We start from the raw sequence: 25395 nt of genomic DNA on the forward strand, positions 1-25395 counted from the left end.
TAATTTTGTTAGAATTCATTCTCGGTTTGGTGGACCGCCTGGTGATGTGACTGAATGGCTTCAGGAGGTGATACCCCAGTTATCCTGACAGTATCATTACTCTCACCAAAAATCATTTAAAGTTTTTCATGCAAGTCAAGCCTCGATAGTGGTCTTTATGCGCTGGAGTGAGATCCCCAGGGAAGCCAAGGCTTACATGCTATACCACACCTTTATAGCTCCTGGGCTCATAGTATGGATACTCTTCCCTCTTTACCTCATGAAAACTGGTTATTCAGTACTAGAAGTTGGAGCATTCTTCACGGCAATTAACATAGCATCAATACCCCTCACGTATCTATTTGGTAGGCTATTCAACAACTGGGATATTAAGAAAGGGCTAATAACAATTGATATACTTGATGGCATAGCTTACGTTATGTATGGCCTTGCAAAAGGTGCGATAGCTCCTCTGATGCTCTTTATAGGTAGAATTATAGAGAAGTTATCCTCTCTCTTGTATCCTCTCTATCAAGCCTATGAACAGATAATTTATCCCGAGGATAAGTATGAGGAGATTTTTGCCTGGCATCTTCGCCTTCCAGAAATAGCAACCCTTGTGAGCTTTCCCATAATGGGCTATCTCCTTGGGTATGTGTACAACAAGCCGGAGCACTACCGCTTAACCTTTCTCTTCTTTGGCCTTTTCTCAGTTGTAACTGTCACGTATCTCTGGCTTTTCCTACCTCCAGTAGGCAAGGAAGAGAGGATAAGCTCCGAAGGCTTCAAATTCAAGATCGGTGAGTTCAAGCACCTCATCGCGTTTGAAACTCTCTTAACCCTAGCTTGGGGACTTGCACCAGAATTTATTCTCATAAATTATGTTGTTTTTGTGTTGAAAAAGACAATTTTCGAGATAACGCTGATAGTGGTTGCGTGTAGCATAATGAGAATAGCTGGCACCTACGCCAGCGAGCGCGTTCCAAAGAATAAGGGTTTCCACGCGATAGCTTTGGGGATGTTCCTAAACGCCCTCTACGCCTTCGTGATGGCTTTGGCTCCGCCATTCTGGCTTGCCTTGGCTGTTTACGCTATTGGAGACTTTGGGAACGCGTTATGGTTTCCCTTCTATCGCTCTTGGCTTTTCAAGCTCATTCCAAGGGAGAGAACAACTGAATTCCATGCAGCCCTTTCGAGTTATCAGAGAGTTCTTGGACTTATAACCCCAATAACGGCCGGAGCTCTGGCCAGTATACATCCGACACTACCTTATTCGGGAAGTTTAATGGCATTTATATTAGCTGGAGTCTTTCTCTTGTGGATTGCAAAGAAGTAGCTAGCTTACTCTTTTTAACTTTATTTTTAGCTTTTCCACATACCATTTGAAGCCTTCCTCATCAACTATGTGAAACTCAAACGGATGATAGTCCGGCAAACCTGCGAGTTCCTCTATCTTAGCCTCAACTTCAGCCTTCGCCCGTAAGCTTTTTGGAGGGTTAGGAACTTTTATCAGCAGATCAACGTCACTTCCTGCCGTGAACTTCCCCGTCAATACACTTCCAAATACATAGACTTCACAGTTACCAAAAATTTTCTCACAAGCTTTCTTTATTGATGGTAGGTAGAGATGATAGTTTTTTATCATGAGATACTGCTTTCTCCCTCTTTCAATAAGTTCTTTGATCAACTTTTCTCTCGAATTCATCTTCAAGCTCCTCCACAAAGGTCATTACCTGCTTAACAAAGTAGATAATGTCTTCAGCATCCTTCCGAGAATATAGCTTTGGCTCGTATCTGGCGTCAATATATGCATCTTCAAGCTCCCGAAGCATTATTCTATTGGACTTAATGAATTCTGCAACTCTCTCTTCCATCTCAAATACTTTTCCAACACTCATAAGGAGCTCCCTTAGTGAGTGAGTCTTCAACCTTAGATCGGCATATTTAATGAGTATGGCCTTTAGGTATATCTGAAGCCCTTGTTCTGCAAGAAAAATTGCCACCTCATACTTTCCTTACTTGGAAAGCAGTGTCTGCGAGGGAGATATAATCTCTCGAGCGCTGAAAGAGGATTTCGACTTCTTCATAGTGCATTATCCCACCATTTTCATTCTATCCAACAGAGTCTTAACTCTTTCGATATAAAACAGAAAGAAGAGAGAAGTTAATGTCTCAAGATAGCACCAGTGTTGGCAGAGGTGACAAGAGTTGAGTATCTCTTAAGATATCCTGTAAGCTCTTTGACCTTTGGCTTCCACTCTTCTCTTCTTTTTCTTAGCTCCTCCTCATCGACAAGTAAATCAATCCTCTTATTTTTCAAATCAATTCTGATAATGTCTCCATCCTTTACTAGTGCTATTGGCCCTCCTTCAGCAGCTTCAGGAGAGACATGACCAACTGAAAGTCCCCTTGTTGCTCCGGAAAATCTCCCATCCGTCACCAATGCAACATCCTTGTCAAGCCCCATTCCCGCTATTGCAGAAGTTGGAGTCAGCATTTCTCTCATTCCTGGACCTCCTTTGGGCCCTTCGTATCTTATAACAACAACATCTCCCCTCTCAATCTTTCCGGATAGAATTGCTGCTGTTGCTTCCTCTTCGCTATCAAAGACCTTTGCTGGCCCTTCAAACACTTCAACTCCTTCCACGGCGGAAACCTTTATCACAGCACCGTTGGGAGCTAAAGTTCCTCTAAGAATCATTATTCCTCCCCTTGGATGATAGGGATTTGTCACCGGCCTTATTACATCATCTCTTGAGACAAAAGCGCTCTTCAACAATTCTCCCACTGTTTTTAACGATACTGTTAACCTGTCTTCGTGAATAAGCCCCAGTTCACTCAACCTCTTCATAACTCCGAGTATTCCTCCTGCCTCGTAAAGATCAACTACAAAGTGCTTTCCTGCGGGACTCAGCTTTGCCAACGTTGGGGTCTTCTCGCTAATCCTGTCAAAGTCTTCCAAAGATAAATCAACCTTAGCTTCATTTGCAATGGCCATTAGGTGGAGGACCGTGTTTGTTGATCCTCCCAGGGCCATATCCACAGCTATTGCATCTTCGAAGGCTTCCCTAGTAAGGATGTCTCTAGCTTTGACATCTTTCTCCACTAACTTAACTATCTGCATTCCAGTTTCCTTAGCTATCCTTATCCTGTGGGCATAGGGAGCAGGAGCTGTTCCGTTCCAGGGCAGAGAAATTCCCAAAGCCTCTGTGAGGGCATTCATGGTATTGGCTGTAAACATTCCGGCACAGCTTCCACACCCTGGGCATGCAAAGTTCTCTAGAAGCTTTAGCTCCTCATAACTCATTTTTCCAGCCTTTACAGCACCCACTGCCTCGAAGACAGTTTTTACATCCACATATTCTCCCTTAAATCTGCCGGGAAGCATTGGACCACCGGAGACGAATATGGCTGGAATGTTCAACCTTGCTATGGCCATTAGCATTCCTGGAATTATTTTGTCACAAGATGCTATGACCACTATGCCATCAAAGTGGTAGACTCTAGCAACTAGTTCGACGCTGTCCGCTATTAGCTCTCTTGAGGGTAGTGAATATTTCATTCCCAGGTGGTTCATTGCTATTCCATCGCATATTCCTATTGTGTTAAACTCTAGAGGAGTGCCACCTGCCATCCTTATTCCAGCTTTTACCGCCTCAGCAATCTTTCTTAGATGGATATGCCCAGGGATCAGCTCGTTAAATGAATTGGCAACTCCAATTAATGGTCTTTCTAGTTCCTCATCTGTGAAGCCCATGGCCTTAAATAGAGAACGATGGGGAGCTCTTTCAATTCCCTTCTTGATTACATCACTTCTCATTTGTTCTCCCTCCCCTTCATGAGCCAGTACTCCATACTGTCAATTATTGCGTTTAAGCTCGCCTCGATGATGTTTGTTGACACTCCCACAGTGCCCCATGTCCTCCTTCCATCGCTGGTTTGGATGAGGACTCTAACCTTTGCAGCTGTTCCCTTTTCACTTCCAAGAACCCTAACCTTGTAGTCCACCAAACTAATCTTTTTGAGCTCTGGATAGAACTCTGAGAGGGCTTTTCTAAGGGCCAAATCCAGGGCATTTACCGGCCCATTTCCCTCTGCCGCCGTGTGAACCTTTTTATCACCTACTTTAACGACAACGGTTGCCTCTGATATTGGAGAGTGATCTGGGAGAATCTCACTAACGACCATTGCCCTCTCCAGCTCAAAAGTTGGGGTATACTCTCCCTTCACCTTCTTTATTAGAAGCTCCAGTGAAGCTTCAGCGGCTTCAAAGTGATAGCCCAGGAATTCAAGCTCTTTTATCTTCTTAACAACCTCTTGAAGCTTTGGATCATTTTCGTTGATATCTATGCCAAGCTCTTTAGCCTTGTATATCAGATTGCTCCTTCCAGAGAGCTCGGATACTACAACCTTTCTTCTGTTCCCAACTGCCTCTGGGGGAATATGCTCGTACGTTCTTGGATCCTTGAGAACTGCCGAAACGTGAACTCCTCCTTTGTGGGCAAAGGCACTGTCACCAACGTATGGTTGGTTCCTGGGAATTTCCATGTTAGCTAGTTCCGCAACAAAGTGGGCCAACTCCTTCAACTTTTTAAGCCTCTCCCTCCCAACGACTTCAACTCCATACTTTAACTCCAAAGCTGGGATTATCGAGATTAAGTTAGCATTTCCGCATCTCTCTCCATATCCGTTTATAGTACCCTGGATTTGGATTACTCCGGCCTCAAATGCCATTAAGGAATTTGCCACTGCCAACTCAGAATCATTGTGGGCGTGAATTCCTAGGGGAGTCTTTATTTCTTCCTTTACTTTCTCCACTACGCTTTTAACAAAGGAGGGAAGAGATCCTCCGTTTGTGTCAGCCAAGACTATTCTCTCGGCCCCAGCTTCTTCCGCTACCTTTATGGTGGTTATTGCATATTCAGGATTTGCTCTATAACCATCGAAGAAGTGCTCTGCATCGTAGAAAACCCTCATTCCGTGCTCTCTTAAGTATTCTATTGACTCCGCAATCATCTGGAGGTTGTTCTCAAGAGTTGTCTTTAGAGCTCTAGTTACGTGGAGGTCCCAGCTCTTGCCAAAGATTGTGGCTATTGGGGCCTCAGAGTCAACCAAGGCATTTAAGTTTGCATCCTCCTCTGCCCTCACCCTAGGCCTCCTTGTACTTCCAAAAGCCGCTATTTCCGCATTTTCTAAGGGCAAATCTTTCACAGCTCTAAAGTATTCAATGTCCTTTGGATTGGAACCCGGCCATCCTCCTTCTATGTAGTGAATTCCAAATTCATCGAGCTTTTCAGTTATCTTTAGCTTATCCTCAAGGGAAAAGCTTATCCCCTCCATTTGGGAGCCATCTCTAAGTGTTGTATCATATAGCTCAACTCTCCTCTCCCTCATCCCATAACACCTCTAAATTTTTCACAACTTCATTACCAACTTCGCTAGTCTTCAACTCTCCTCCCAAGTCTGGTGTTACTTTGTTTTCTTCTATTGTCTTCGCAACGGCCTTTTCCACAAGTGAGGCTTCCCTGTCCAATCCCAGGTGCTCAAGCATTAGAGCTGCTGTTAAAATCGCAGCTAGTGGATTTGCAATGCCCTTTCCTGCAATGTCTGGGGCAGAACCGTGGACTGGCTCAAACATGGAAACTCCCCTTGGATTGATATTTCCAGAAGCTGCTAATCCTAATCCTCCCACAATCTCTGCTCCCAAGTCAGTGAGAATGTCTCCAAACATGTTTGGAGTTACAACTACTTCGAAGATCTCTGGAGAACGGATCATTTTCATTGCCATAGCATCAACATAGTAGTGGTCAGTCTCTATTTCCTGGTATTCCGAAGCAACTTCCTTAAACACTCTCTGCCAGAGATCGTGAGCATAGGTAAGAACGTTGGCCTTATCTACTAGAGTTACCTTTTTTCTCCCCTTAGTCTTTGCATATTCAAAGGCAAACCTAATGGTTCTCTCGACTCCAAACCTAGTATTTATCATTTCTTGAATAGCGACCTCATGAGGGGTCCCCTTCCTAAGAAAACCACCCGCTCCTGCATATAGGCCCTCAGTGTTTTCCCTTATGAACACCATGTCAATCTTTTCCTTTCCCTTTAGCGGAGTTAGTTTTGGGTGGTATAACTTTACAGGTCTTAAGTTTACGTAAAGGTCTAGGGAAAATCTGAGCTTAAGTAGAATTCCGTGTTCTAGAATTCCCGGCTTTACCCTTGGATCCCCAATTGCTCCAAAGTAAATTGCATCAAAGTGTCTAAACTCCTCAAGAGCCCAGTCTGGAAGGGTTTCTCCAGTTTTCAAGTAATGTTCTGCTCCGAATGGATACTCTTGAAAGTCGAACTTAACGTTGCTCAGCTCCTCTATTTTGCGAAGAACCTTTAGCCCCTCAGCCACTACCTCCTTTCCTATCCCATCACCTGGGATCACAGCTATCTTTATCATTTTGCCAACCTCCTCTTAGCCCATTCAACAAGCCCTCCAGCCTTGATGATTTCCATTATAAATTCGGGAAATGGGTTGGCGTGATATACTTCCCCCTTTGTCAGATTTCTGATTTCTCCAGTTGAGAAGTCTATTTCGATCTCATCTCCAGTCTCTATCCTTTCAACAGCCTCAGGAGCCTCCAAAATTGGTAGCCCAATGTTTATTGCATTCCTATAGAATATCCTAGCGAAAGACTTCGCTATAACTGCAGACACTCCCGCCGCTTTAATTGCCAATGGAGCATGTTCTCTTGAGCTCCCACATCCGAAGTTTTCTCCAGCCACTATTATATCTCCAGGCTTCATCTTGTACCTAAACTCAGGGTCTAGGTCTTCAAGAACATGCTGGGCCAGCTCTTTTGGATCTGATGTGTTCAAGTACCTTGCTGGAATTATAACGTCGGTGTCTATATTGTCCCCATACTTCCAGGCCCTCCCTCTAGCCTTCATTTTACCACCTCCTCTGGAGAGGCAATTCTACCAAGAATAGCCGAAGCTGCAGCTACATAGGGACTTGCCAAGTAAACTTCGCTCTTTGGGTGACCCATTCTTCCAACAAAGTTCCTGTTTGTTGTAGATACAGCTCTCTCACCACTCGCCAGAATACCCATGTGACCTCCTAGGCACGGTCCACAAGTTGGAGGCCCTATAACAGCTCCTGCCTCCAGGAAAATCTCCAAGAGGCCCTCCTTCATTGCCTTGAAATACACAGTCGGTGAACATGGAAGAATGATAAGCCTTACCCAGGGGGCCACTTTCTGGCCTTCTAAAACTTCAGCGGCCATTCTAAGGTCTTCCAACCTACCATTCGTACATGAGCCAATGACAACTTGGTCTATCTTTATGTTCATCTTTGCGGCCTTGCTGATGGGAACCGTGTTTTCGGGTAAGTGTGGAAAGGCAACTTGAGGTTCAATTTTACTAACGTCATACTCAATAACCTTGTAGTACTTTGCATCTTCATCGCTCTTGTAGATCTTGTACTCTCTCTTGGCCCTCCCCTTTACGTACTCTATAGTCTTCTTATCCGGCTCTATTATCCCAGTCTTTGCTCCTGCCTCTATGGCCATGTTAGTCATTGTCATTCTCTGTTCCACTGAAAGCTTTTCTATAACCTCCCCCGAAAATTCCATGACCTTGTAGAGAGCTCCGTTAACCCCTATGTCTCCAATTGTGTAGAGTATGAGATCCTTGCTTGTTACCCAGGGTTGAAGATCTCCTTCATAGACGAACTTTATCGTTTCGGGAACTCTAAACCAAGCTTCTCCTGTGGCCATTGCAACTGCTAAGTCAGTACTACCAACTCCAGTTGCAAAGGCACCCAGGGCTCCATAAGTGCAAGTGTGGGAATCTGCTCCAATAATTAGCTCTCCTGGGAGAACTAATCCTAACTCAGGGAGTAAACAATGCTCGACACCAACGTTTCCTCCCTCAAAGAACCACTTGATTCCCTGTTCTCTGGCAAATTCTCGTGAGAATTTACATTGCTCCGCAGCTTTGATATCTTTATTTGGAGTGAAGTGATCTAAAACTATTGCTATTCTTTCTGGGTCAAAAACCTTCTCCACTCCAATCTTTCTAAACGTTTTTATGGCTAAGGGGGTTGTTACATCATTCCCAAACATGAAGTCCACTTTTGCCAAAACTATCTCTCCAGGTTTTACCTCTTCCTTTCCGGCATGAGTTGCCAAAATTTTTTCAGCTATTGTCATTCCGCCCATAATTTCACCTCCTAATTCTATTTAGAGCAGAAAGATACGCCTGAGCACTTGCCTCAATAATGTCGGTGCTCAAACCTCTTCCAACGTAAATCTCTCCGTTATATTCAACTCTAACTAAAACTTCTCCCAAGGCATCTCTTCCAGAGGTAACAGAAGAAACTCTGTACTCCTTTAATTTGCAATCAATTCCAAGGGCTCTATTTATAGCAGCAAAGAGTGCATCTATGGGGCCATTGCTCGACCAAGCACTCTCAATTTTATCAATACCATCCCCTTGAACCCTCACCGTGGCTGTGGAAATCTTCCCAGAAATTACGTGGAGAACCTCAACGCTATACTTGCCTTTCCCTTTCCCTAGCTCTTCCTGGACTATTGCTTCAATATCGAGCTCAGTTAAGCCCTTCTTCCTGTCGGCTATCTCCTTGAATTTTGCAAACAACCTATTTATCTCCTCTTCACTAAGTCTATATCCCATCTCCTCGAGCTTTTTCCTAAATGCGTGCCTTCCAGAGTGTTTACCTAAAACTATTTTACTTCCCGAGAACCCCAGCTTCCTGGGGTCTATTATCTCATAAGTCGTTCTTTCCTTTAGAACCCCATCCTGATGAATTCCAGATTCATGGGCAAAGGCATTTGCTCCTACCACTGCTTTATTTGGTGGAACTTCAATTCCAGTTAGCCTCGCCACTAGCTTGCTTGTCCTGGCTATCTCCCCTAGATTTATGCCCGTCTCAACATTGTAGAAGTCTTTCCTCACGTCTAATGCCACGACAACTTCTTCTAATGCAGCATTTCCAGCTCTCTCTCCAATTCCATTAACGGTGACTTCAACCTGATCAGCTCCAGCCCTCACTGCTGAGAGGGAGTTTGCAACCGCTAAGCCTAGATCGTTGTGACAGTGAACGCTTATCGTTACGCCATTTAGATTAGTTATGTTGCGCTTGAGATACCTAATCAACTCATAAAATTCTTCAGGAGTTGTATAACCAACGGTATCGGGAACGTTAATTGTTGTTGCTCCCGCATCTATGACTGCCTCGTAGACCTCAACCAAAAAGTTCCAGTCACTTCTCGTGGCATCTTCTGCAGAAAATTCAATGTCATCCGTGTACTTAGTGGCATACTCCACGGCCTCTACGGCCATCTTTTTAACTTCTTCTGGAGTTTTCCTCAGCTTATACTTCATGTGAATTAGTGAGGTTGCTATGAATGTATGTATTCTCTTGCTTTCTGCATCCTTTAGGGCTTCTCCTGCGGCATCTATATCCTTCTTTACGGCCCTAGCTAAAGCCGCAATTGTTGGGCCTCTAACCTCCCTAGCTATTCTCTTTACAGCCTCAAATTCCCCAGGAGAAGATATTGGGAATCCTGCCTCAATGACATCTACATTAAGCCTTGCCAGTTGCTTTGCTATCTCTATCTTTTCTTCTACTGTTAAGCTAACTCCTGGGGTCTGCTCTCCATCCCTTAGTGTAGTGTCGAAAATCTTTATCTTCCTCGCCATCACTTTCCCTCCAAAAAAGTGGAAAGGGGAGAAATCACTTTTCAAGGCCTGACATTCTCCTAATGAACCTTCCAACTTTTTCGATCTCGTGCTCCTCGATCTCTTTCATTAGCTCTTTGAGAACTTCATCAGCCTTATCTGCCTTTGATATCCACTCTTTCGCAAATTCTCCACTCCTCACTCTTTCGGCATATTTCCTCATGTTTTCCTTAACGTGCTCGTCAATGACCTTAGGCCCTACGGTTAGCCCCCCGTACTTTGCCGTATCTGACACTGCCTTTAGCATTCCTGTAAATCCTCTTTCATAGATCAAGTCCATTATCAGCTTTGCCTCATTACATGCTTCAAAGTAGGCTAGCTCTGGAGGATACCCCAGCTCAACTAAAACTTCAAAGCCCTTCTTGATTAATTCTATAAGGCCCCCAACTAAGACAAGCTGCTCTCCTATTAGATCACTCTCAGTTTCGTCCTTGAATGTCGTCTCAATTACCCCAGCTCTTGTTGCCCCTATTGCCTTAGCCATGGCCAAGGCAAGTTCCTTTGCATGCCCAGTGTAGTCTTGATAAACTGCTATAAGGGCTGGAACGCCAAAGCCCTCAAGGAAAACCTCTCTAACTCTCCTCCCTGGGCTTTTTGGAGCAACCATTATCACATCAACGTACTCTGGAGGAACAATCTGCTTATAGTGGATGTTGAAGCCATGGGAGAACCCAAGAGCCTGTCCTTCTCTTAGGTAAGGCGCTATCTTCTCCTTGTAGACCTTCGGCTGAACAAGGTCTGGAATGAGTATGTGGACTATATCAGCCCTCTTAGTTGCCTCCTCTATAGTATAGACCTCAAACCCATCCTTCTGAGCCCTCTTCCAGGAGTTCCCTTCTGGCCTTAGGCCAAGTATAACGTGGACTCCGGAATCCCTCATGTTCTTTGCCTGTGCTTCACCCTGGCTTCCATACCCTATAACAGCCACGGTCTTGTCCTTGAGTATATCCATACTTACCTCGTTGTCATACCAAACCTTTACCACTCTAACCACCTCAATACCTTGTCACAACGTTTGAGATGTGTTGCCCAGGAGGAACCATTGGGAGAACATCATCCTCCGGATGGATTGGGACGTCTATAACCGTGGGAACATCAGAGTTCATTCCTTCCTTCACCGCTTTGAGCAACTCATCCATAGTCTCAGCCTTGTATCCATTGGCTCCATAAGCCTCAGCCAGCTTGACAAAATCAGGATTCTTTTTGAAATAAGTAGCTATGTATCTTCTATTGTAGAACATTCTCTGCCATTGGGCGACCATTCCCAGGGAGGAGTTGTTGAGAATTATCACTATTACTGGAAGATTTTCGTTGACTGCTGTGGCCAATTCTCTTTCGGACATCATAAAGCTCCCATCACCCGCAATATCCACAACTACCTTCTCTGGCTTTGCTACCTTTGCCCCTATGGCCGCTGGGAAGCCAAAGCCCATTGTCCCCAATCCACCCGAAGTCAAGAAAGTCCTAGGCTTTAGTATTGGGAAGAACAACGCTACCCACATTTGATTTTGTCCAACTTCAGTTGCAACTATGGCATCTGGAGGGAGGAGCTTCCTCAACTCCTTCAAAATCTCAGGGGGTCTGAGATAGTCCCCATCAATTGGGACTAGCTCTTCTTTATATTTCTCTTTGAATTCCCTAACTTTCTCTAACCATGGCCAGCTCTCTCTTTTCTTTGCCCTTCTAACAATTTCGTTGTAGATAGCCCTGAGTACTCTCTTGGCATCCCCTATAATCCCTAGGTCCACTTTTACGTTCTTCCCAACTTCCTTCGGGTCAATGTCAATGTGTATTATCTTAGCCTCTGGAGCAAAGTTCTCAAATTCGCTAACTGTCCTATCGCTCCACCTCATTCCTACAGCTATTATCAAATCAGTCTGAGGAAGGAGTTTGTTTGCAGCAATTTTTCCGTGCATTCCAAGATTTCCCACGTAGAGTGGATGATTTTCTGGGACGGCTCCTTTCCCCATGAAGGTGGCCATTATTGGGATTAGCAAGTACTCAGCTATAGCCAAAACTTCATCAGTTGCTCCTGACCAAACAACTCCTCCACCAACAATGATCACAGGTCTCTCAGCTGAGAGAATCATGTCAACAGCTTTCTTTACCTCTTCAGGGCAAGCATCAAGCTTAGGTGGTCTCCAGGGCGTTACCTTTTGGGAAATATCAACGTCAAAATCTACATCTTCAACATCTGTTTGAGCATCCTTAGGAAGGTCAATTAGTGTAGGGCCAGGTCTTCCTAGTGTGGCGATTGTGAATGCCATTTTTACAGCTTCGGGGATCTCCCTCGGTCTTTTCACCTGGTAATTCCACTTTGTTATTGGCTTAGTTATGTTTATGATATCCGTTTCTTGAAACGCCATCTTTCCTACCATGTATGTTGGAACCTGCCCTGTCAATGCTACTATAGGTGATGAGTCCATATATGCCGTAGCTATTCCAGTAACTAGATTTGTGGCCCCTGGGCCTGAGGTAGTTATTGCCACCCCAGGCCTTCCACTTACTCTTGCGTATCCATCTGCAGCATGGGCTGCTCCCTGCTCGTGTCTAGTGGTTATGTGTCTTATGTTGCTATCTAGTAGTTCATCAAACACTGGCATTATACTTCCACCAATTATCCCAAACGTGTGTTGCACGCCTTCTTTTTCGAGGGCCCGGACGAGGGCTTTTGCACCGGACATTTCCATGGAGTTGCACCCCCAAAATTTTTATACAAGCTTAGAAGGGGCCAGAAGTTGCCCCTTTCCCTTCAGAGAAGAATAATAAGCCCAATAATAGCTAGAATAAGGGCATCAAGAAGTAGGAAGTACTTGGATAGTTGGAGTGTTACTATGACCTTCATCATCACCTAAGGGTTCGTTACATATATAAAAAGTTTTCTAAAATTTTGTTGAATTTTTGACATATTAGATAAAAACCTCCGAACTAAAAAAGTTCTAACAGAAAATATTTCGAAACAAAAGAAGGGGAAATTTATAGCAAGATGTCAAACTTTTCAGTACCTATTCATCATATTTCTCAATATGTTGTCATATAGGAAGTCATCACTTACTAGATCAACTATTGTGTAAAACTCCCTCTTCCCTTCACTCTCCTTTTTACCTTCCACTCTTACTACTTTATCTTCCCTTGAATTGACCCACTTTATCATCACTGTCTTACTCTTTCCATCCTTATCTGCCTCTACAACTGCCACACCATATCTTGCTGGAGACCACCAATTGGCTTTGAATTTCACATTCCAACCGCTGGCCTTTAGGAATCTTTCAAACTTATCTACCATCTCCTGGGGGGACTCTCTAGTCTTCACTGTCACTGCTACCCATTGGGCTCCGTTCTCCATCGCCTCTACAACCACCTTCTTCATGGCTTCGAACTCCATACCACCCACCTCCAGCATTTTTGTCGTAGAGACAAAACCACCCCAAAAGATTAGGGGTGCGCGCAATACCAACTTGTCACTTCATAGAAGAAGAATAATAATCAGTATGACAAGTAACTTAACAGTGTAATATTTCATAGTCATTAAATTCTTCCTTATCTTTGTTTTGTTCATATACATCATCGGAAATATTGAAGATACTTGCCCATATAAAAACTTTTCGTTTATGTTCGTTTAGGTTCATATGCACACATCTGTGCCCTAACTTATACATTCAGGTATATAGAATATATAGACGGTAGGTTTTTAGGTAGCGAGGAGACTAGAATTACGAGAAAAATGGAGGAGCTACAGTACTTTCCCTACGAGAGGTTAAGGCCAAATCAGCGAGAATTTATAGAAATTGTGAAAGAAGCTGTAAAAAGAGGGGAAAACCTTATTGTTGAAGCTCCCACTGGATTTGGAAAAACTATAAGCGTTTTAGCTGGAGTCCTTCCCTATGCAATCTCTTTAGGCTATAAAGTTGTGTACCTGGCTAGAACTCATAAGCAGATGGATAGAGTAATAGAGGAGCTCAAAAAAATTAGGGAAAGGAATGAAGTTAGCGGAATTGAATTCAGGAGTAGAAGGGACTTATGTCTTCACTCCTACATCCAAACATTTGTCCAAGATGCCTACACTAGTATGATAGTCTGTAAAACCCTAAGAAAATTGGGAAAGTGCCCATTCTTTGAAAATATAAAAGAGAAAAGAGACAGAGTGGAGGAGATAGTGAGATTTTTCCTGAACTCTCCTCCTTTTCCCCATGAGGTTCTCGAATACAGCGAATTACTTGAGCTCTGCCCCTACGAAATTACGAAGAAAATTGGAGAGAAAGCTAATGTTATTGTAGCGAGCTACCTGTATATGATAAGCCCTCCAATAAGGCAGGCTTTCTTAGAAAACTTAGGTGTGGATTACTCAGATTTGATAGTTATATTTGACGAGGCTCACAACTTACCTGACCAAGCAATTTCTGCACTTAGTGATAGGCTAAGCATAAGGAGCATAGAGAGGGCCATTAAGGAGGCCGAAGAGTACGGAGAAAAGGACATTGAGAATTTCCTCTCAATACTCCTAAGGGGATTGGAGATTCTATACAAAGAAAAGCTGGAAAATTATGAAAGTGAAGAAGTCCCGATAAGGCCAGAAGAAGTGTTTCTTCACGTAGCTTCCGTTTTGGGATGGAGTGGAAGGGAAATCGGCATGATGTTGGAAGATATGATTGAAGTTGGAGATGCAATTAGGGAGGATAGAATAGAGAGAAACCTCCCCCCTAGAAGCTATGTTGGAAGGGTGGGAGAGTTTCTGTGGAATTGGCTTGCCCTTCGAGAGAGGGAAGATTACCTTCACCTCTTTACAAAAGAGAGAGGACTTGCGTTGGAGTTAGTAGCATTAGATCCCTCAGTAGCCCTCGAATTCCTTGAAGAGGTTCACTCTGCAATATTCATGTCCGGAACTCTTAGCCCTTTGGAGGCATTTAGAGATATAATAGGAGTTAAAGCAGAGTTAAAGAAGTTTCCCAGGATGATAAAGAGAGAAAATGCAATAGTTCTTGTGGCGAGAGACGTGTCTACAAGGGGGATAGAGAGAAGCCCATCCCTTTATAGAAGAATTTCGGAATACATATTTGAGGCAGTAAGAAATACCCCAAAAAATGTTGGAGTTTTCACAGCTTCCTATGAAGTTCTTGAAGGAATTCTAAGCACCAATGTCCACATAAAAATTGAAGAAGAGATAGGGAAAAAGGTCTTTATAGAGAAGAGAGATGCACCGTCAAGAGAGAATGACGAAATGATAAGAGCATTCAAAGAAGAATCCAAAGGGAAGGGAGCAGTATTATTTGGCGTTATGGGGGGAAGGAACAGTGAAGGGCAAGACTACTCCGGAGATGAAATGAACGGTGTTGTCTTAGTTGGGATACCCTATGCAAGGCCCACACCTAGAGTCCAGGCCCAAATTAGATACTTTGAGAAGAAATTCCCAGGGAAGGGGAGGTATTATGGGTACGTTTTGCCAGCCCACAGAAAGCTCACCCAAGCTGCGGGGAGAGTTCATAGGTCTGAAGAGGAGAAGGGAAGCATAGTCATTTTAGACTATAGAGTTTTATGGAAAAGTGTTAAGAAAGATCTTCCTGACTGGATGGTTGAGACAATGATTCCTGTAACCCTCCCCACTATGAGAATAAAACTTAGGAGATTTTGGAGGGACAGGTTAAATGAAATGGGACAAAAAATGGAATGATGGGATAATATTGGCATTGGAAACAGCTTTTATCTCATGGTTTACCTACGCTTTCCTCTACCAAAACTATCTTCTCTACAAGTGGCACAGAGGATCGCCCTTACCTTCAAAAATTCCCTTTGTCCTTGCAGGAATTTTCGTAGGCCTGGCATTCTTGGCATGGAAAGGGAGGAATTTACTTAAACCTTTGAGGGAAAATAATGGGGGTGCTTTGGATGAACGAAGTTGAAAGAACATTGGTAATCATAAAGCCCGACGCAGTAGTTAGGGGTCTAATAGGTGAAATTATAAGCAGGTTTGAGAAGAAAGGCCTCAAGATTGTTGGAATGAAGATGATCTGGATAGACAGGGAGTTGGCTGAGAAGCACTATGAGGAGCACAAAGGAAAGCCCTTCTTTGAGGCTCTCATAGATTACATAACGAAAGCTCCAGTAGTTGTTATGGTGGTTGAGGGAAGGTATGCAGTAGAAGTAGTTAGAAAGATGGCTGGAGCTACTGATCCAAAGGACGCAGCACCTGGGACAATTAGGGGAGATTATGGACTTGACATAGGAGATGCAATCTACAACGTGATTCATGCCAGTGATTCAAAGGAAAGTGCGGAGAGGGAAATAAGCCTGTACTTTAAACCTGAAGAAATTTATGAATACTGCAAAGCTGCAGATTGGTTTTACAGGGAAAAGAAGCAGGCTAAATGCTGAACTCTATTATTTTTGCCCTTCCATTATTCTTTAACCACTCAAGGAGCTCCCTCGCAAATTTAAGTTTTTTCATTTTGCTCTCCCATGCGGGGGTGTGATCCCTTAACCACGGCTTGCTCCACTTCCCCACAATCCCAGAGAAATCAAAGCCAACTAGTACTATCTCCTTCGCCCCCATCTCCTCAGCAAGAAACGCTGCCCTATCTCCGTCAGTAAACCCCCCGAAGTTGTAGACTATGTCTAAAGGTTCAGTTTGGCAAGTTCCCAGGACGAGGGGAAATTCCACAACTAACGGTAGCTTATCCATATTGTCCCCGTGAGCATGAACAACCATCACAGCTTTTCTTGAAGCTTCTAGGAGATCTCTTATTCTCCCATCCAAGTCTGTAACTACAACATCTGGAGTTATTCCGTACTCAAGAAGTGCGGAGGTAGCGCCGTCGGCAGCTATCTTGGTGCCGTCCTTAAAATCTCCCTTCTTTAAAGCTTCCTCTAAGTTGGGCCCAGCTCCAAACACATACACTTTTTGCATAATTATGGAATTAAGTTCTTCTTTAATTATGTAATTATCGTTTTCCATAAGTATGTCCCTCAATAGCTCAGCCGCTCTTCTGTCTTCTTCAATGGAGTATCCCATCTCTTTGACTATCCTTTCATAGAATGGCTTCCACTCCTCCCACTTCATACGATAACTGTTAAAACCTTCAATAAAGAAAAATGTTTGGGCCGATGAAGAGCGAGCCCGGCCCTGAGGAGATGATGAAAGCTACCACTTCTGAGGTCATCAACCAAAGAAAGCACCCATTCCTTCCATTTCTTCCTCACTGTAAGATTTTGCCTTGAACTCAGGCATCCTGTCTTTTAACTCATCGTACTCTTCTTTCGTTATTTCTTTCACTTCTTCTGCCTTTACGTGGAAATAAACGCCTGATTTTTCTGAAACATAGGCAATGAGGAATTCATTACTCTCTATTGAGTCAAAGTCAAGAAGTATCAAGTTTCCTCCAGTGAAGTCCCTCTTACACTTAAATGGAACGCTAGCGGCATTTAACATGGCATCCCCAAGGGCTAAGTTGGCCTTTGCTCCATTTATTTCAGTCCAGAATTTTTCCCCTTCAAAGTCTCCTTCAACAATCACAAGCTTTTTCATGCCATCAAATTCAACAACTGGAGCTCCTTTTTTCTTTAGAATTGCAAATAAGTCATCTATTGTCTCAGCATTTCTTAAACTGGCAACAAATCCCTCCACTTTCATTCCTTTTCCACCCTCTTAACCTCGCTAGAGACATTTAAATGCTTTTAGGTTTCCTAGCTAATCTCCTTCTTCATTTCTCCATAGGCAAAAGCACTTCTTTTTGAGATTCTTTTCCAGGTGTGTGGATCGTAAGCTACAAGCCCAAATTTTGGCTCAAAGCCCTTATCCCATTCGTAGTTGTCTATGAATGACCAGTAGAAGTATCCTCTCACATCAAAGCCTCACTCAATAGTTCTTCCTAAGCGAAAGCTTAAAATATTTAATGTATTATAGTAAAATAGAAGATTTACACGATGAAGTAAGCTAGTGAAATACTTGGTGTCCACCCAAAAACAATCCAGAAATGGGACAAGGGAGGAAAAATCAAAACCATTAGAACACCCGGTGGACGAGGAGAATTCCAGAAAGTGAAATAAAAAGACTCCTCGGAATAAGCGAGGAAAAGGTCGGAAGCAGATGGAGGCTCATCGGCTACGGCTTCATAAGGGAGTGACTTTTCTTTCCCGATTTCAATTTTGAAGTCTTGGTGGTTTTTATGAGCGAAAGCCGAAGGCGAGAATGGCTGGTCATTCCGGACACGAACTTTCTCCTCGTCCCAGGCCAGTTCGGCGTTGACATAATCGACGAGCTCCACAGGATTCTCGACGTTAAGTTTAAGGTAGTGGTTCCAAACGTCGTTTTGGACGAGCTGAACATCATAGAAAGGAAGTCGTGGAGAAGGGATCTGATGGCCGTCAAGATGGCGAAGAAGCTGGCAGAACGGTTCGAGACCGTTAAGATCGGCCGCTTCGGTGAGAGGCCAATAGACGACCATATATTAGATTTCGCGGTGAAAAACGAGCGCGTAATCGTCTGCACGAATGACAAGGGGCTTAAGAAGAGGCTCCGCGAGAGGGGCATTCCAGTTGTTCATCTCCGCTCGAAGAAGATTCTGGAACTTGAGGGGATGGTTGAGTAGTTGGGGCTTTTATCGGCTCAATGTTGTGGTGCTTTATCTCGAGCATTGTTCATTTAGTTTCAGCTCCTCCGCAACTTTAAGGTGAAGCTCTAAAGTCTTTTTAATGTTCCTTTTTTTAGCCCCCCGGACTCACGCATCCCGGCAGGTTGGAACGTAAGCAATATAGCTGCTCCCCGACTAGTTCAGGGATAACCCAAAATTTCATCATTGTCTCCCAGTACTCAACTTGTGGATTATAAATTTAAGCCGATTCCATAATTGTGCATAAACTATAATCCCTTTCCAAGGTAACCACCGGGTCTTAATTATAAATTTAAACTTATTGTTTGGAACCTATTGTTTAAAAAAAAGTTAAATTATAATTAAATTCAAAGTCTGAGTAGAAAAATCTATGGAGGTGGTATCATGGAATATATACCACCTGTAGGAGGAGACATTGGGATTCCAGCAGATACGTTTTTTGGAGTTAATGATGTGTTTGGAGTTAACTGGGGGGCTATATTAAATGCCGTTGGATACGCGTATTTTGCGGCAGTCTGGGTAGCAGTGGCCGCTATATTAGTGGCCATCAAGGTAGCTAAGGAAATCTTTGAGCTTTATGATCCCCGAAAGCTCGGTGTGAAGGGGGTTTAAAGCCTATGGAAACATTACCTCACCTTAATGATCTTTACGTGGCCAGTGAAGGATTACTTCAGATAATTCTAAAAAAAAAATTTAAAAGAGCCTCTTAGGGCTGCTCAACTTCCAGGTTTCCTTGAAAAATGGGACAAGTATGTAAAAGCAAGAAGAGCACTTAAATCTTGGCTTGATGGGATAAAAGGTCCCGTATTCGCTGCAATCGACATAACATACAAGTGCAATCTTAAATGTCCATACTGCTATGTATCTGCTCCTTTGAGAAAATCTGCTCCAGAACTGCCAACCGAAATTGTCCTGAGAGCGATTGATGAACTTGCAAAATTGGAAACTCTCGGAATATGTTTGTGCGGTGGAGAACCTGTCCTACACAGAATTCTTTAGAATCATAGAATATGCAAATGATGCAGGCATTCCAGTTAATTTTGTGACTAATGGTACCTTAATCACTGAAGAATTCGTCAAAAAGCTCTCTGAGTTAAATATTGGAAGTGTGCAGGTTTCGTTGGATGGATCAAAACCTGAAATCATGGACAGACTAAGAGGAAATGGAATATTTCACAGAGCAATTAATTCAATAAAAAGACTCATAGACTATGGGATAAATACATCCGTTGCATTTTGTGCAACTCGTATTAACATCCGAGACTTTCCCAATGTAGTTGAGTTGGCATCAAAATTGGGAGTGTTTGAAGTTAGATCTATGTACTTTGTTCCTGAGACTGAGGCACATATTAAATTAGCTCCTTCAGAAAGCCAATACAAAGAGTTATTGCAGTGGATTTACGATAACATAGAGAACTTCACAATAAAAGTTAACTTCGGAGATCCAACAGAGCATATAGTCCTTGGGCCATATCTTAATTCTGTCGTCATAACAATAAGCGCTGAAGGATACATTCTCCCTACCCCCTACCTTAACTTTGCATATGGGCATGTAACTGATGGGATTGAAGCTCTCTGGCCCGAACTTAGGGAGATTTGGAAACAGAATCCAGTCCTATTAACAGTATCCTCATATTTAAAGACGGAGAAAGACTTCGTGAAATTGAATAATGTTGGATTGACTAGAAAAAATGGGAGGAAGTATATAGATTTGAGTAGAATTTCCACGGATCAACAATTAGAACTTTCCAGAAAAATAAGGAGCGTGTTAATATGAAAGAGGAAGAGATCCATGTAGATCCTCAAATTGTGAAAAATATAACAGAGATACTAAAAAACATCAAAAAAATGAAAGTAAAACAAGACAAAAGAGTGAAGTGGAGGAGAGAAAATGACGGACGGATTATAACATTCAATCCAATTACTGGGAAAATATGTGTAATGAATCCAACTCTTGCCGAAATATACGTTATGACCAAAAATCCCAAGGGGTGTACCTTCGAGACTTTAATAAGAACCCTCAAGCAGAGATTCCCCTCTATCGATGAAAAACAGCTGGAGAGTGATATCCTAAGGGCAATGACCTGGCTTTTTATAAATGGATTCGTTTACCTTGAAGATACCAGCAAGAAGAGCAAGAAGATAAATATAGTAGACGTTATTATGGAGATCTCTAATCAAAAGAGGGGGCCGCGCCAATGAAGGCTTCAAGTCTCGTGATGATGATAGTTATAGGTACCTGTCTTTTCTTCGTTGTTGGAGTTCTGATAGTCTTGGATGGGGGCCTTTCGGCTTTGGATCTTCCGCTTTTTGTAGCATTAATAGTACTAGTGCTCTGGATGTTAAAAGTTGTTGTTTCGTGTCCCCTATCTGTTAATGTCCTAGACGAGCATAATATTGTAATTAAGACCTTGCTCGGAAACAAGAAGGTAAGGGCCTCTAAAATGGACATTGTCGATGTAAACGCATTCCTCATCGGAAGGACATACGGAGTTGGTATAGACACTAAAAACATCAAAGTTGGAACTTTCAGGACAGTAAGGGGAGATAACGTTTGGGCATGTTGTGTTGGTACAAAAGGAGTACTTATTGAAACAAACAACGGCAAAAAGATACTGGTGGGACTTGGTGAGGTGAGAGGTACAATAAGCCTTCGGGGGCATGTGTATGACAAAGATTAAAACAGTAATATTAAAAGAGTTCTGGACGTATTTTGGAAGCAGAGAGACCCTCTACTCCATTATTCTTCCCGCGGTTTCAATGGTATTTGTGCTGAGCTTTGTAATTGTTACTAGCTCACAGTACATCACGCCTCAATCAAGGGCCCTTGCATACAAACAGATAACTTCCAATCCCCAGCTGTTTGGAATAACAGAAAGCCTGCTTCAAGTTCTGGGGGACGACGCTATAACAATTGCCACCCTCATAGTCCAAATACCAATGGTTATCCAGATATTTTCGTTTATTTCAACATATAACGCTATAGTAGCATCCTTTGCTTTCGAAAGGATAAATAAGACAATGGAAGTGCTTTTTGCTTCTCCCTTAAGTGAGAGTGAGATAATCCTAGGAAAGATCATTGCAAGTATCATCGCTGGAACCCTCACAATGCTATCAGGGATTTTAATTAATGTCGCCTCAATCCAGTATGTTTTCATACAGCATGTGGGAAGACTATGGACGCCTACACTGGGCTATATGTTTTTGACGGTCGCTATGTCAATATCAATGCTTCTTTTTGCTATACCTATTGGCCTCACCCTTAGTGTAAGGGCTAAAGACGCAACTCAGATTAAGCTGGGAGGATTAGTCGGTATTATGCCATTATTGCTCTTTTTATTGGCAAGTAAGGTTCCACCGCAGAAGTTTTTTTCCATTGTGCAGATAATCGGGCTAACCAGCTTGGTAGTTTCAATAATCCTGGTGTGCCTGTCTAGAAGGCTCATAAATCGCTATTCATTCATAATAAACTAAAGGTGGTTCCTATGCTTGAAGTTGAAAATATCTCTGCAGGATATGGGAAGAACAATGTAATAAATGACATAAGCTTTACTGTAAAAAAAGGAGAACTCTATGTGCTACTTGGACCTAATGGTTCAGGAAAAACCACCACTTTTAGAGCTGTCTCAGGTGTCATCCCACTTTCCAAAGGGAGAGTCATTATAGAGGGCATTGACCTGAACAGGGAGCCAGAACTGGCAAAAAGAAAGCTGGGTTATTTGCCAGAGGGTGAGAGGGTATATCCCAATATTAGTGTGTATAAAAACCTCTTATTCTTTGCGAAGATCTACGATGTGGACAGGGGGAAGATTGATGTGGTCTTAAAAGAATTTGGACTTGAAAAATACAAAAATAGTCCAGCGGGTTATCTAAGTAGAGGAATGAGAAAAAAACTTGCGCTTGCCAGGGCACTTCTCCATGACCCAGAAGTTATCATTTTTGATGAGCCCTTCAGCAACTTGGACATGTCCACAGTCTTGAGATTGAGGGACGAAATAAAGAAAATGATTGAGAACGATAAAATTATCCTTTTTTCTACCCATATCTTAAGTGAACTTCAGTATTTCGAGGACGTAAACTGTAAGGTTGCGTTTATCAACGAAGGAAGGATTATATTGGAAAGAGAACTTGAAGAACTCGCTGGAAGCGTCAATAACATCCTAGTGGTGTTTAGAGTAACTGACAAGACGAGAGCAATGGAAGTGCTCACCAATCTGGGGTATGATGTCAGCATTGAACAGTCTGGGGTAGTAGTTAGAGTTTCCAACTACCACAAAGAGGTTCCTGCAATCCTAAAGATTCTACTTACGCATGATATTACCGTGTACGAGGCAAGGCCAAAGGAGTCACCCGTAGAAAGGTTCTATAGAGATTTTGTTGATATTAGCCCTCCAAATATTTAAAACCCCTCTCTTCTCCACCCGGTGGGGGGTTGGAATGTACGCAGAGGAAGAACTGATGGGTGAGATTAGGGAACTCCTCGGTGGCGAGCTCTTTGAGATGTACGAGAGAGCCTTTAGGGAGTACCACTACTACTTCGACACAACTAACTATATCGTCCTCAACGTCTACAACTTCAACGACCACGGATCTATCCACGTTCTTCTGACGACGAGGAGGGCCCTTGAGCTCCTCAGGATACTCAAGAAGTTCGGCATCCAGACGACCGCTGAAAAGCTCGGAAAGCCCTTCCGCTGGAGTAAGTTTATCGTCGCCTTTGGCGCGCTCTTCCACGACATCGGCAACATGATACACAGAAGCCCGCACTACCAGTTCAGCGTCTTCCTGGCCGAGCCGATAATAGAAAAGCTTGTTTCGGAGTTCGAAAAGGAAGACTCACTCCTCCTCAAGGCCCTCACACTGAGCGCCATCTACACCCACGACGAGGCCGTCCCCTGCACGACCATCGAGGGATCGCTGGTAACCATGGCGGATGGATGCGACATGGAGGAGGGAAGGAGTAGGCTCGTCCACAAGAAGGATAAAGTAGACATCCACGCCGGTTTCGGCCCTCGCCATATGAAGAAATTAAAATGTCTGAAGATTCTCAACTTCCTCAGCCATTCTCCCATCTGGAAACTTTATGGAGGGCATGCTTTTGACAATTCTAACTTTATGCATACCACCTAGCATTTTATAGGCAATTGAGTAGGCGTTTATTAGATTCTTTTCGACTTGGAAAGCCTTTTTGGGATCGCATATGAATGTCCGTTTGAGATTACTTTTCTCATCCACTACCCACCGCATCTTCCTGGACTACGGAGTTTATATTTTTTGTTCATTTAATATTAAATCTTCATAAAGTGCGGAAAGAGAAGCGTGTAGCTTAAATCTCTCTACAATTTCTCTCTGGAACTTTTTCAGTGACGCATTGTCAATTTGGAACTCGACATTCTCATACTTAATATCCCAAAGCAATAACCCTTCGGGAGGTGCAGGCGGAACCTTTCTGCTTTTTTCAAACTTTCCATTGAGCATTTCTACAATTCTTTCTTCTGCCAATACCCCCTGGGAACAAAGAACTAGGGCTGAAACTATTCTCCTAACCATCTCCCACAGAAAGCTCTTACCCTCAATCTCCACTACAACAACATTGCATTTCTCCCAGATTTCAATCCTATCTATGCTCCTAATTGTGTCTCTCCCATCCACCCTTGAGAATGCGGAGAAGTCATGAGTTCCCAGGAAGAGAAGGGAGCATTCTTTCATCTTCTTAATATTCATGCCCAGGGAGGGGAGATAGTATCTATAAACTTTGGTATTGGCCCAAAATCTGGGATGGAAGTCCTCAGGAACCTCAGCTATTCCCCAGATCCACACATCAGACATTCTAGAATTTAAAACCATGGGATTCTTTATCCTCTCATCTTCCGTTGATAAAGCAATGACGTTTCCCCTTGCACTTACTCCCCTGTCAGTCCTTGATGCACTCTTGAAATTTTCAAACTCGATGCCAGCATCACTCAAAGCCCTTAAAATTTCCCCCTCTATGGTCCTTACATTTGGCTGCCTCTGAAAGCCATGAAACTTAGTTCCATCGTAGGCTATTTTAAGGGCAACCCTCATATTTAAAAATGAGTGTGCTCCCTTTATAACTTCACGGGATGAGGAGAGATGAGGGGTAGCGTGAGTAGGATAGTGAGGTTTGATAATGAGGAAGAGTTTATTGACGAGATGCAGGCAGTGTTTGATGTCTTCAGCGAGCTCTCAAGCAGGTATGGAGGAGGAGACGTCATAGAGGGGATAATTCTATGGGACACCATTGGAATTCAAGATGACGAGGGAATTAAGATCTTCAGAGTTGGAGAGTTCCAGATGGTAAGGGGAAGTCTAAACCTTCCAGTTGAGAAGATATTTACCCTGGAGAGATTTTTCGACGAGATGGAGAGCAAGTGGGACGAGTTGAGTGTGGAGGATATTAAGTACTTTGTTGACCTCATGAATGAAAGCCTTGGAGAGGAGAGAGTTTACTACGACGCCTATGATCTAGGCTTAGAAAGGGGAGAAGCGTACATTGTTATAAATCTAAGATCCCTCCAATACCTTGACCATGTAGTTGATGTGGAGGATAGAGACGCTTTTGAGTGGGCATTGAGCACTTTAATGAAGTACATTTAGGTGATGAAAGTGGACGTGAGAAAAGCTTTGATAGAGCAGTACGGCTACGCCCCAGAAGATATAATCTTCGAAGTCAGAGGAAAGAGGATATACGCATACAAAAGTTGTGGAATTGAAGAGAAGGGTCATGAAGGAGTATATTTTGGAAAGATAGAGAGCGATGGAATAAGACTAACCATTGAGGGAGCATTCATAATTGGGCCAAAGGCAACAAAGAACGTGATTGAGGTTGACGATGAAAGGGCGAGAAGGTGGATGAGGGGGGAGGATATAGAAGTTCCCGAAGAGGGCAACAGGTGGGTTATACTCAAGTGGAGAAACTTCTGGCTAGGTGGAGGGAAGCTGGTAAATGGTGTAGTTAAGAATTACGTCCCAAAGGAGAGAAGGCTCAACGTCTAGTTGGAAACTTTAGGTTTTGGATAGGCATATAAATTCCCCGACCTTCATC

At 43.2% G+C, this 25395-nt stretch carries 28 protein-coding genes and 4 pseudogenes; 16 read left to right on the plus strand and 16 right to left on the minus strand.

Annotation, left to right across the window (positions count from 1 at the left end; translation table 11 throughout):
• Together PWP39_RS04875 and PWP39_RS04880 are read left to right on the plus strand one after the other, a co-directional pair.
• Positions 1 to 88 (plus strand): annotated as a pseudogene (locus PWP39_RS04875) (IS6 family transposase); the annotation flags it as partial.
• 69 nt (positions 89 to 157) lie between these two features.
• Positions 158 to 1315, plus strand: a complete 1158-nt coding sequence (locus PWP39_RS04880; protein WP_288072947.1) for an MFS transporter — start codon at positions 158 to 160, stop codon at positions 1313 to 1315.
• Here PWP39_RS04880 and PWP39_RS04885 read toward each other — a convergent pair whose 3' ends face one another.
• From PWP39_RS04885 to PWP39_RS04935, 11 genes are all read right to left on the minus strand, one after another.
• Positions 1316 to 1684: a nucleotidyltransferase domain-containing protein gene (locus PWP39_RS04885; protein WP_011012080.1), complete on the minus strand. Its 369-nt coding sequence runs from the start codon at positions 1682 to 1684 to the stop codon at positions 1316 to 1318.
• A complete protein-coding gene (locus PWP39_RS04890) occupies positions 1647 to 1982 on the minus strand; it encodes a HEPN domain-containing protein (protein ID WP_011012079.1) in 336 nt (111 codons plus the stop codon). The genes PWP39_RS04885 and PWP39_RS04890 overlap by 38 nt, the downstream gene beginning before the upstream one ends.
• Positions 1983 to 2143: 161 nt before the next feature.
• Positions 2144 to 3799: a dihydroxy-acid dehydratase gene (gene ilvD / locus PWP39_RS04895; RefSeq protein WP_011012078.1), complete on the minus strand. Its 1656-nt coding sequence runs from the start codon at positions 3797 to 3799 to the stop codon at positions 2144 to 2146.
• Entirely contained in the window at positions 3796 to 5373 is a 1578-nt protein-coding gene (cimA, locus tag PWP39_RS04900) for a citramalate synthase (protein ID WP_011012077.1), read from the minus strand. The genes ilvD and cimA overlap by 4 nt, the downstream gene beginning before the upstream one ends.
• Entirely contained in the window at positions 5354 to 6421 is a 1068-nt protein-coding gene (locus PWP39_RS04905; RefSeq protein WP_011012076.1) for a 3-isopropylmalate dehydrogenase, read from the minus strand. Before PWP39_RS04905 ends, cimA begins: the two co-directional genes overlap by 20 nt.
• A complete protein-coding gene (leuD, locus tag PWP39_RS04910) occupies positions 6418 to 6912 on the minus strand; it encodes a 3-isopropylmalate dehydratase small subunit (RefSeq protein WP_011012075.1) in 495 nt (164 codons plus the stop codon). The genes PWP39_RS04905 and leuD overlap by 4 nt, the downstream gene beginning before the upstream one ends.
• The gene (leuC, locus tag PWP39_RS04915; RefSeq protein WP_011012074.1) at positions 6909 to 8183 is read right to left on the minus strand and encodes a 3-isopropylmalate dehydratase large subunit; all 1275 of its coding nucleotides are present in this window, start codon (positions 8181 to 8183) and stop codon (positions 6909 to 6911) included. Before leuC ends, leuD begins: the two co-directional genes overlap by 4 nt.
• A 4-nt stretch (positions 8184 to 8187) precedes the next feature.
• Positions 8188 to 9687, minus strand: coding sequence for a 2-isopropylmalate synthase (locus PWP39_RS04920; protein ID WP_011012073.1), 1500 nt, complete (start codon positions 9685 to 9687; stop codon positions 8188 to 8190).
• 34 nt (positions 9688 to 9721) lie between these two features.
• Positions 9722 to 10720 carry a ketol-acid reductoisomerase gene (gene ilvC, locus PWP39_RS04925; protein ID WP_011012072.1) on the minus strand — a complete coding sequence of 333 codons (999 nt, stop codon included), beginning with the start codon at positions 10718 to 10720 and terminating at the stop codon, positions 9722 to 9724.
• 1 nt (position 10721) lies between these two features.
• Entirely contained in the window at positions 10722 to 12416 is a 1695-nt protein-coding gene (gene ilvB / locus PWP39_RS04930) for a biosynthetic-type acetolactate synthase large subunit (protein ID WP_011012071.1), read from the minus strand.
• Positions 12417 to 12724: 308 nt separating this feature from the next.
• Positions 12725 to 13111, minus strand: coding sequence for a hypothetical protein (locus tag PWP39_RS04935; protein ID WP_011012070.1), 387 nt, complete (start codon positions 13109 to 13111; stop codon positions 12725 to 12727).
• 339 nt (positions 13112 to 13450) lie between these two features.
• On the opposite strand from PWP39_RS04935, the gene PWP39_RS04940 reads away from it, so the two are divergent.
• Genes PWP39_RS04940 through ndk form a run of 3 tightly spaced genes read left to right on the plus strand, consistent with a single transcriptional unit; the run spans position 13451 to position 16095 of the window.
• The gene (locus tag PWP39_RS04940) at positions 13451 to 15394 is read left to right on the plus strand and encodes a helicase C-terminal domain-containing protein (RefSeq protein ID WP_014835281.1); all 1944 of its coding nucleotides are present in this window, start codon (positions 13451 to 13453) and stop codon (positions 15392 to 15394) included.
• Positions 15369 to 15623, plus strand: a complete 255-nt coding sequence (locus PWP39_RS04945) for a hypothetical protein (RefSeq protein ID WP_011012068.1) — start codon at positions 15369 to 15371, stop codon at positions 15621 to 15623. Before PWP39_RS04940 ends, PWP39_RS04945 begins: the two co-directional genes overlap by 26 nt.
• The gene (gene ndk, locus PWP39_RS04950; RefSeq protein WP_011012067.1) at positions 15610 to 16095 is read left to right on the plus strand and encodes a nucleoside-diphosphate kinase; all 486 of its coding nucleotides are present in this window, start codon (positions 15610 to 15612) and stop codon (positions 16093 to 16095) included. The genes PWP39_RS04945 and ndk overlap by 14 nt, the downstream gene beginning before the upstream one ends.
• Here ndk and mptE read toward each other — a convergent pair.
• From mptE to PWP39_RS04965, 3 genes are all read right to left on the minus strand, one after another.
• A complete protein-coding gene (mptE, locus tag PWP39_RS04955) occupies positions 16085 to 16780 on the minus strand; it encodes a 6-hydroxymethyl-7,8-dihydropterin pyrophosphokinase (RefSeq protein ID WP_011012066.1) in 696 nt (231 codons plus the stop codon). The genes ndk and mptE overlap by 11 nt on opposite strands.
• 99 nt (positions 16781 to 16879) lie before the next feature.
• On the minus strand, positions 16880 to 17350 hold the full coding sequence (locus PWP39_RS04960; protein WP_011012065.1) for a hypothetical protein: 471 nt from the start codon (positions 17348 to 17350) through the stop codon (positions 16880 to 16882).
• Positions 17351 to 17403: 53 nt separating this feature from the next.
• Positions 17404 to 17562: a family 1 glycosylhydrolase gene (locus PWP39_RS04965; protein WP_011012064.1), complete on the minus strand. Its 159-nt coding sequence runs from the start codon at positions 17560 to 17562 to the stop codon at positions 17404 to 17406.
• A 99-nt stretch (positions 17563 to 17661) separates the two neighbouring features.
• Between PWP39_RS04965 and PWP39_RS04970 the strand changes: the two are divergent.
• The 9 genes and pseudogenes from PWP39_RS04970 to PWP39_RS05010 all read left to right on the plus strand — a co-directional run.
• Positions 17662 to 17795: pseudogene (locus tag PWP39_RS04970) on the plus strand (MerR family transcriptional regulator); the annotation flags it as partial.
• Between the two features lie 90 nt (positions 17796 to 17885).
• Positions 17886 to 18308 carry a type II toxin-antitoxin system VapC family toxin gene (locus PWP39_RS04975; RefSeq protein WP_014835280.1) on the plus strand — a complete coding sequence of 141 codons (423 nt, stop codon included), beginning with the start codon at positions 17886 to 17888 and terminating at the stop codon, positions 18306 to 18308.
• 405 nt (positions 18309 to 18713) lie between these two features.
• On the plus strand, positions 18714 to 18941 hold the full coding sequence (locus PWP39_RS04980; RefSeq protein WP_011012062.1) for a hypothetical protein: 228 nt from the start codon (positions 18714 to 18716) through the stop codon (positions 18939 to 18941).
• 261 nt (positions 18942 to 19202) lie between these two features.
• Positions 19203 to 20106, plus strand: a pseudogene (locus PWP39_RS04985) (radical SAM protein).
• Positions 20103 to 20531 carry a hypothetical protein gene (locus tag PWP39_RS04990; RefSeq protein WP_011012060.1) on the plus strand — a complete coding sequence of 143 codons (429 nt, stop codon included), beginning with the start codon at positions 20103 to 20105 and terminating at the stop codon, positions 20529 to 20531. The pseudogene PWP39_RS04985 and the gene PWP39_RS04990 overlap by 4 nt, the downstream one beginning before the upstream one ends.
• Complete coding sequence (locus tag PWP39_RS04995) at positions 20528 to 21010, plus strand: hypothetical protein (RefSeq protein ID WP_011012059.1); 483 nt, start codon at positions 20528 to 20530, stop codon at positions 21008 to 21010. Before PWP39_RS04990 ends, PWP39_RS04995 begins: the two co-directional genes overlap by 4 nt.
• Complete coding sequence (locus tag PWP39_RS05000) at positions 20997 to 21803, plus strand: ABC transporter permease (RefSeq protein ID WP_011012058.1); 807 nt, start codon at positions 20997 to 20999, stop codon at positions 21801 to 21803. The genes PWP39_RS04995 and PWP39_RS05000 overlap by 14 nt, the downstream gene beginning before the upstream one ends.
• An 11-nt stretch (positions 21804 to 21814) precedes the next feature.
• Positions 21815 to 22732, plus strand: coding sequence for an ABC transporter ATP-binding protein (locus PWP39_RS05005; protein ID WP_014835279.1), 918 nt, complete (start codon positions 21815 to 21817; stop codon positions 22730 to 22732).
• 34 nt (positions 22733 to 22766) lie between these two features.
• Positions 22767 to 23349 (plus strand): annotated as a pseudogene (locus PWP39_RS05010) (HD domain-containing protein); the annotation flags it as partial.
• A gap of 8 nt (positions 23350 to 23357) precedes the next feature.
• Here PWP39_RS05010 and PWP39_RS09735 read toward each other — a convergent pair.
• Both PWP39_RS09735 and truA read right to left on the minus strand, forming a co-directional pair.
• Positions 23358 to 23564 carry a hypothetical protein gene (locus tag PWP39_RS09735; protein ID WP_081420787.1) on the minus strand — a complete coding sequence of 69 codons (207 nt, stop codon included), beginning with the start codon at positions 23562 to 23564 and terminating at the stop codon, positions 23358 to 23360.
• Between the two features lie 30 nt (positions 23565 to 23594).
• The gene (gene truA / locus PWP39_RS05015) at positions 23595 to 24395 is read right to left on the minus strand and encodes a tRNA pseudouridine(38-40) synthase TruA (RefSeq protein WP_288072959.1); all 801 of its coding nucleotides are present in this window, start codon (positions 24393 to 24395) and stop codon (positions 23595 to 23597) included.
• Between the two features lie 48 nt (positions 24396 to 24443).
• Here truA and PWP39_RS05020 point away from each other — a divergent pair, with 48 nt between their 5' ends.
• Both PWP39_RS05020 and PWP39_RS05025 read left to right on the plus strand, forming a co-directional pair.
• Positions 24444 to 24947 carry a hypothetical protein gene (locus tag PWP39_RS05020; protein ID WP_288072961.1) on the plus strand — a complete coding sequence of 168 codons (504 nt, stop codon included), beginning with the start codon at positions 24444 to 24446 and terminating at the stop codon, positions 24945 to 24947.
• Positions 24948 to 24956: 9 nt separating this feature from the next.
• Complete coding sequence (locus tag PWP39_RS05025; protein ID WP_288072974.1) at positions 24957 to 25346, plus strand: methyltransferase RsmF C-terminal domain-like protein; 390 nt, start codon at positions 24957 to 24959, stop codon at positions 25344 to 25346.
• Positions 25347 to 25395: the final 49 nt, after the last annotated feature.

Source organism: Pyrococcus sp., from assembly GCF_030153625.1.
In the GTDB taxonomy this organism is placed as follows: domain Archaea; phylum Methanobacteriota_B; class Thermococci; order Thermococcales; family Thermococcaceae; genus Pyrococcus; species Pyrococcus furiosus.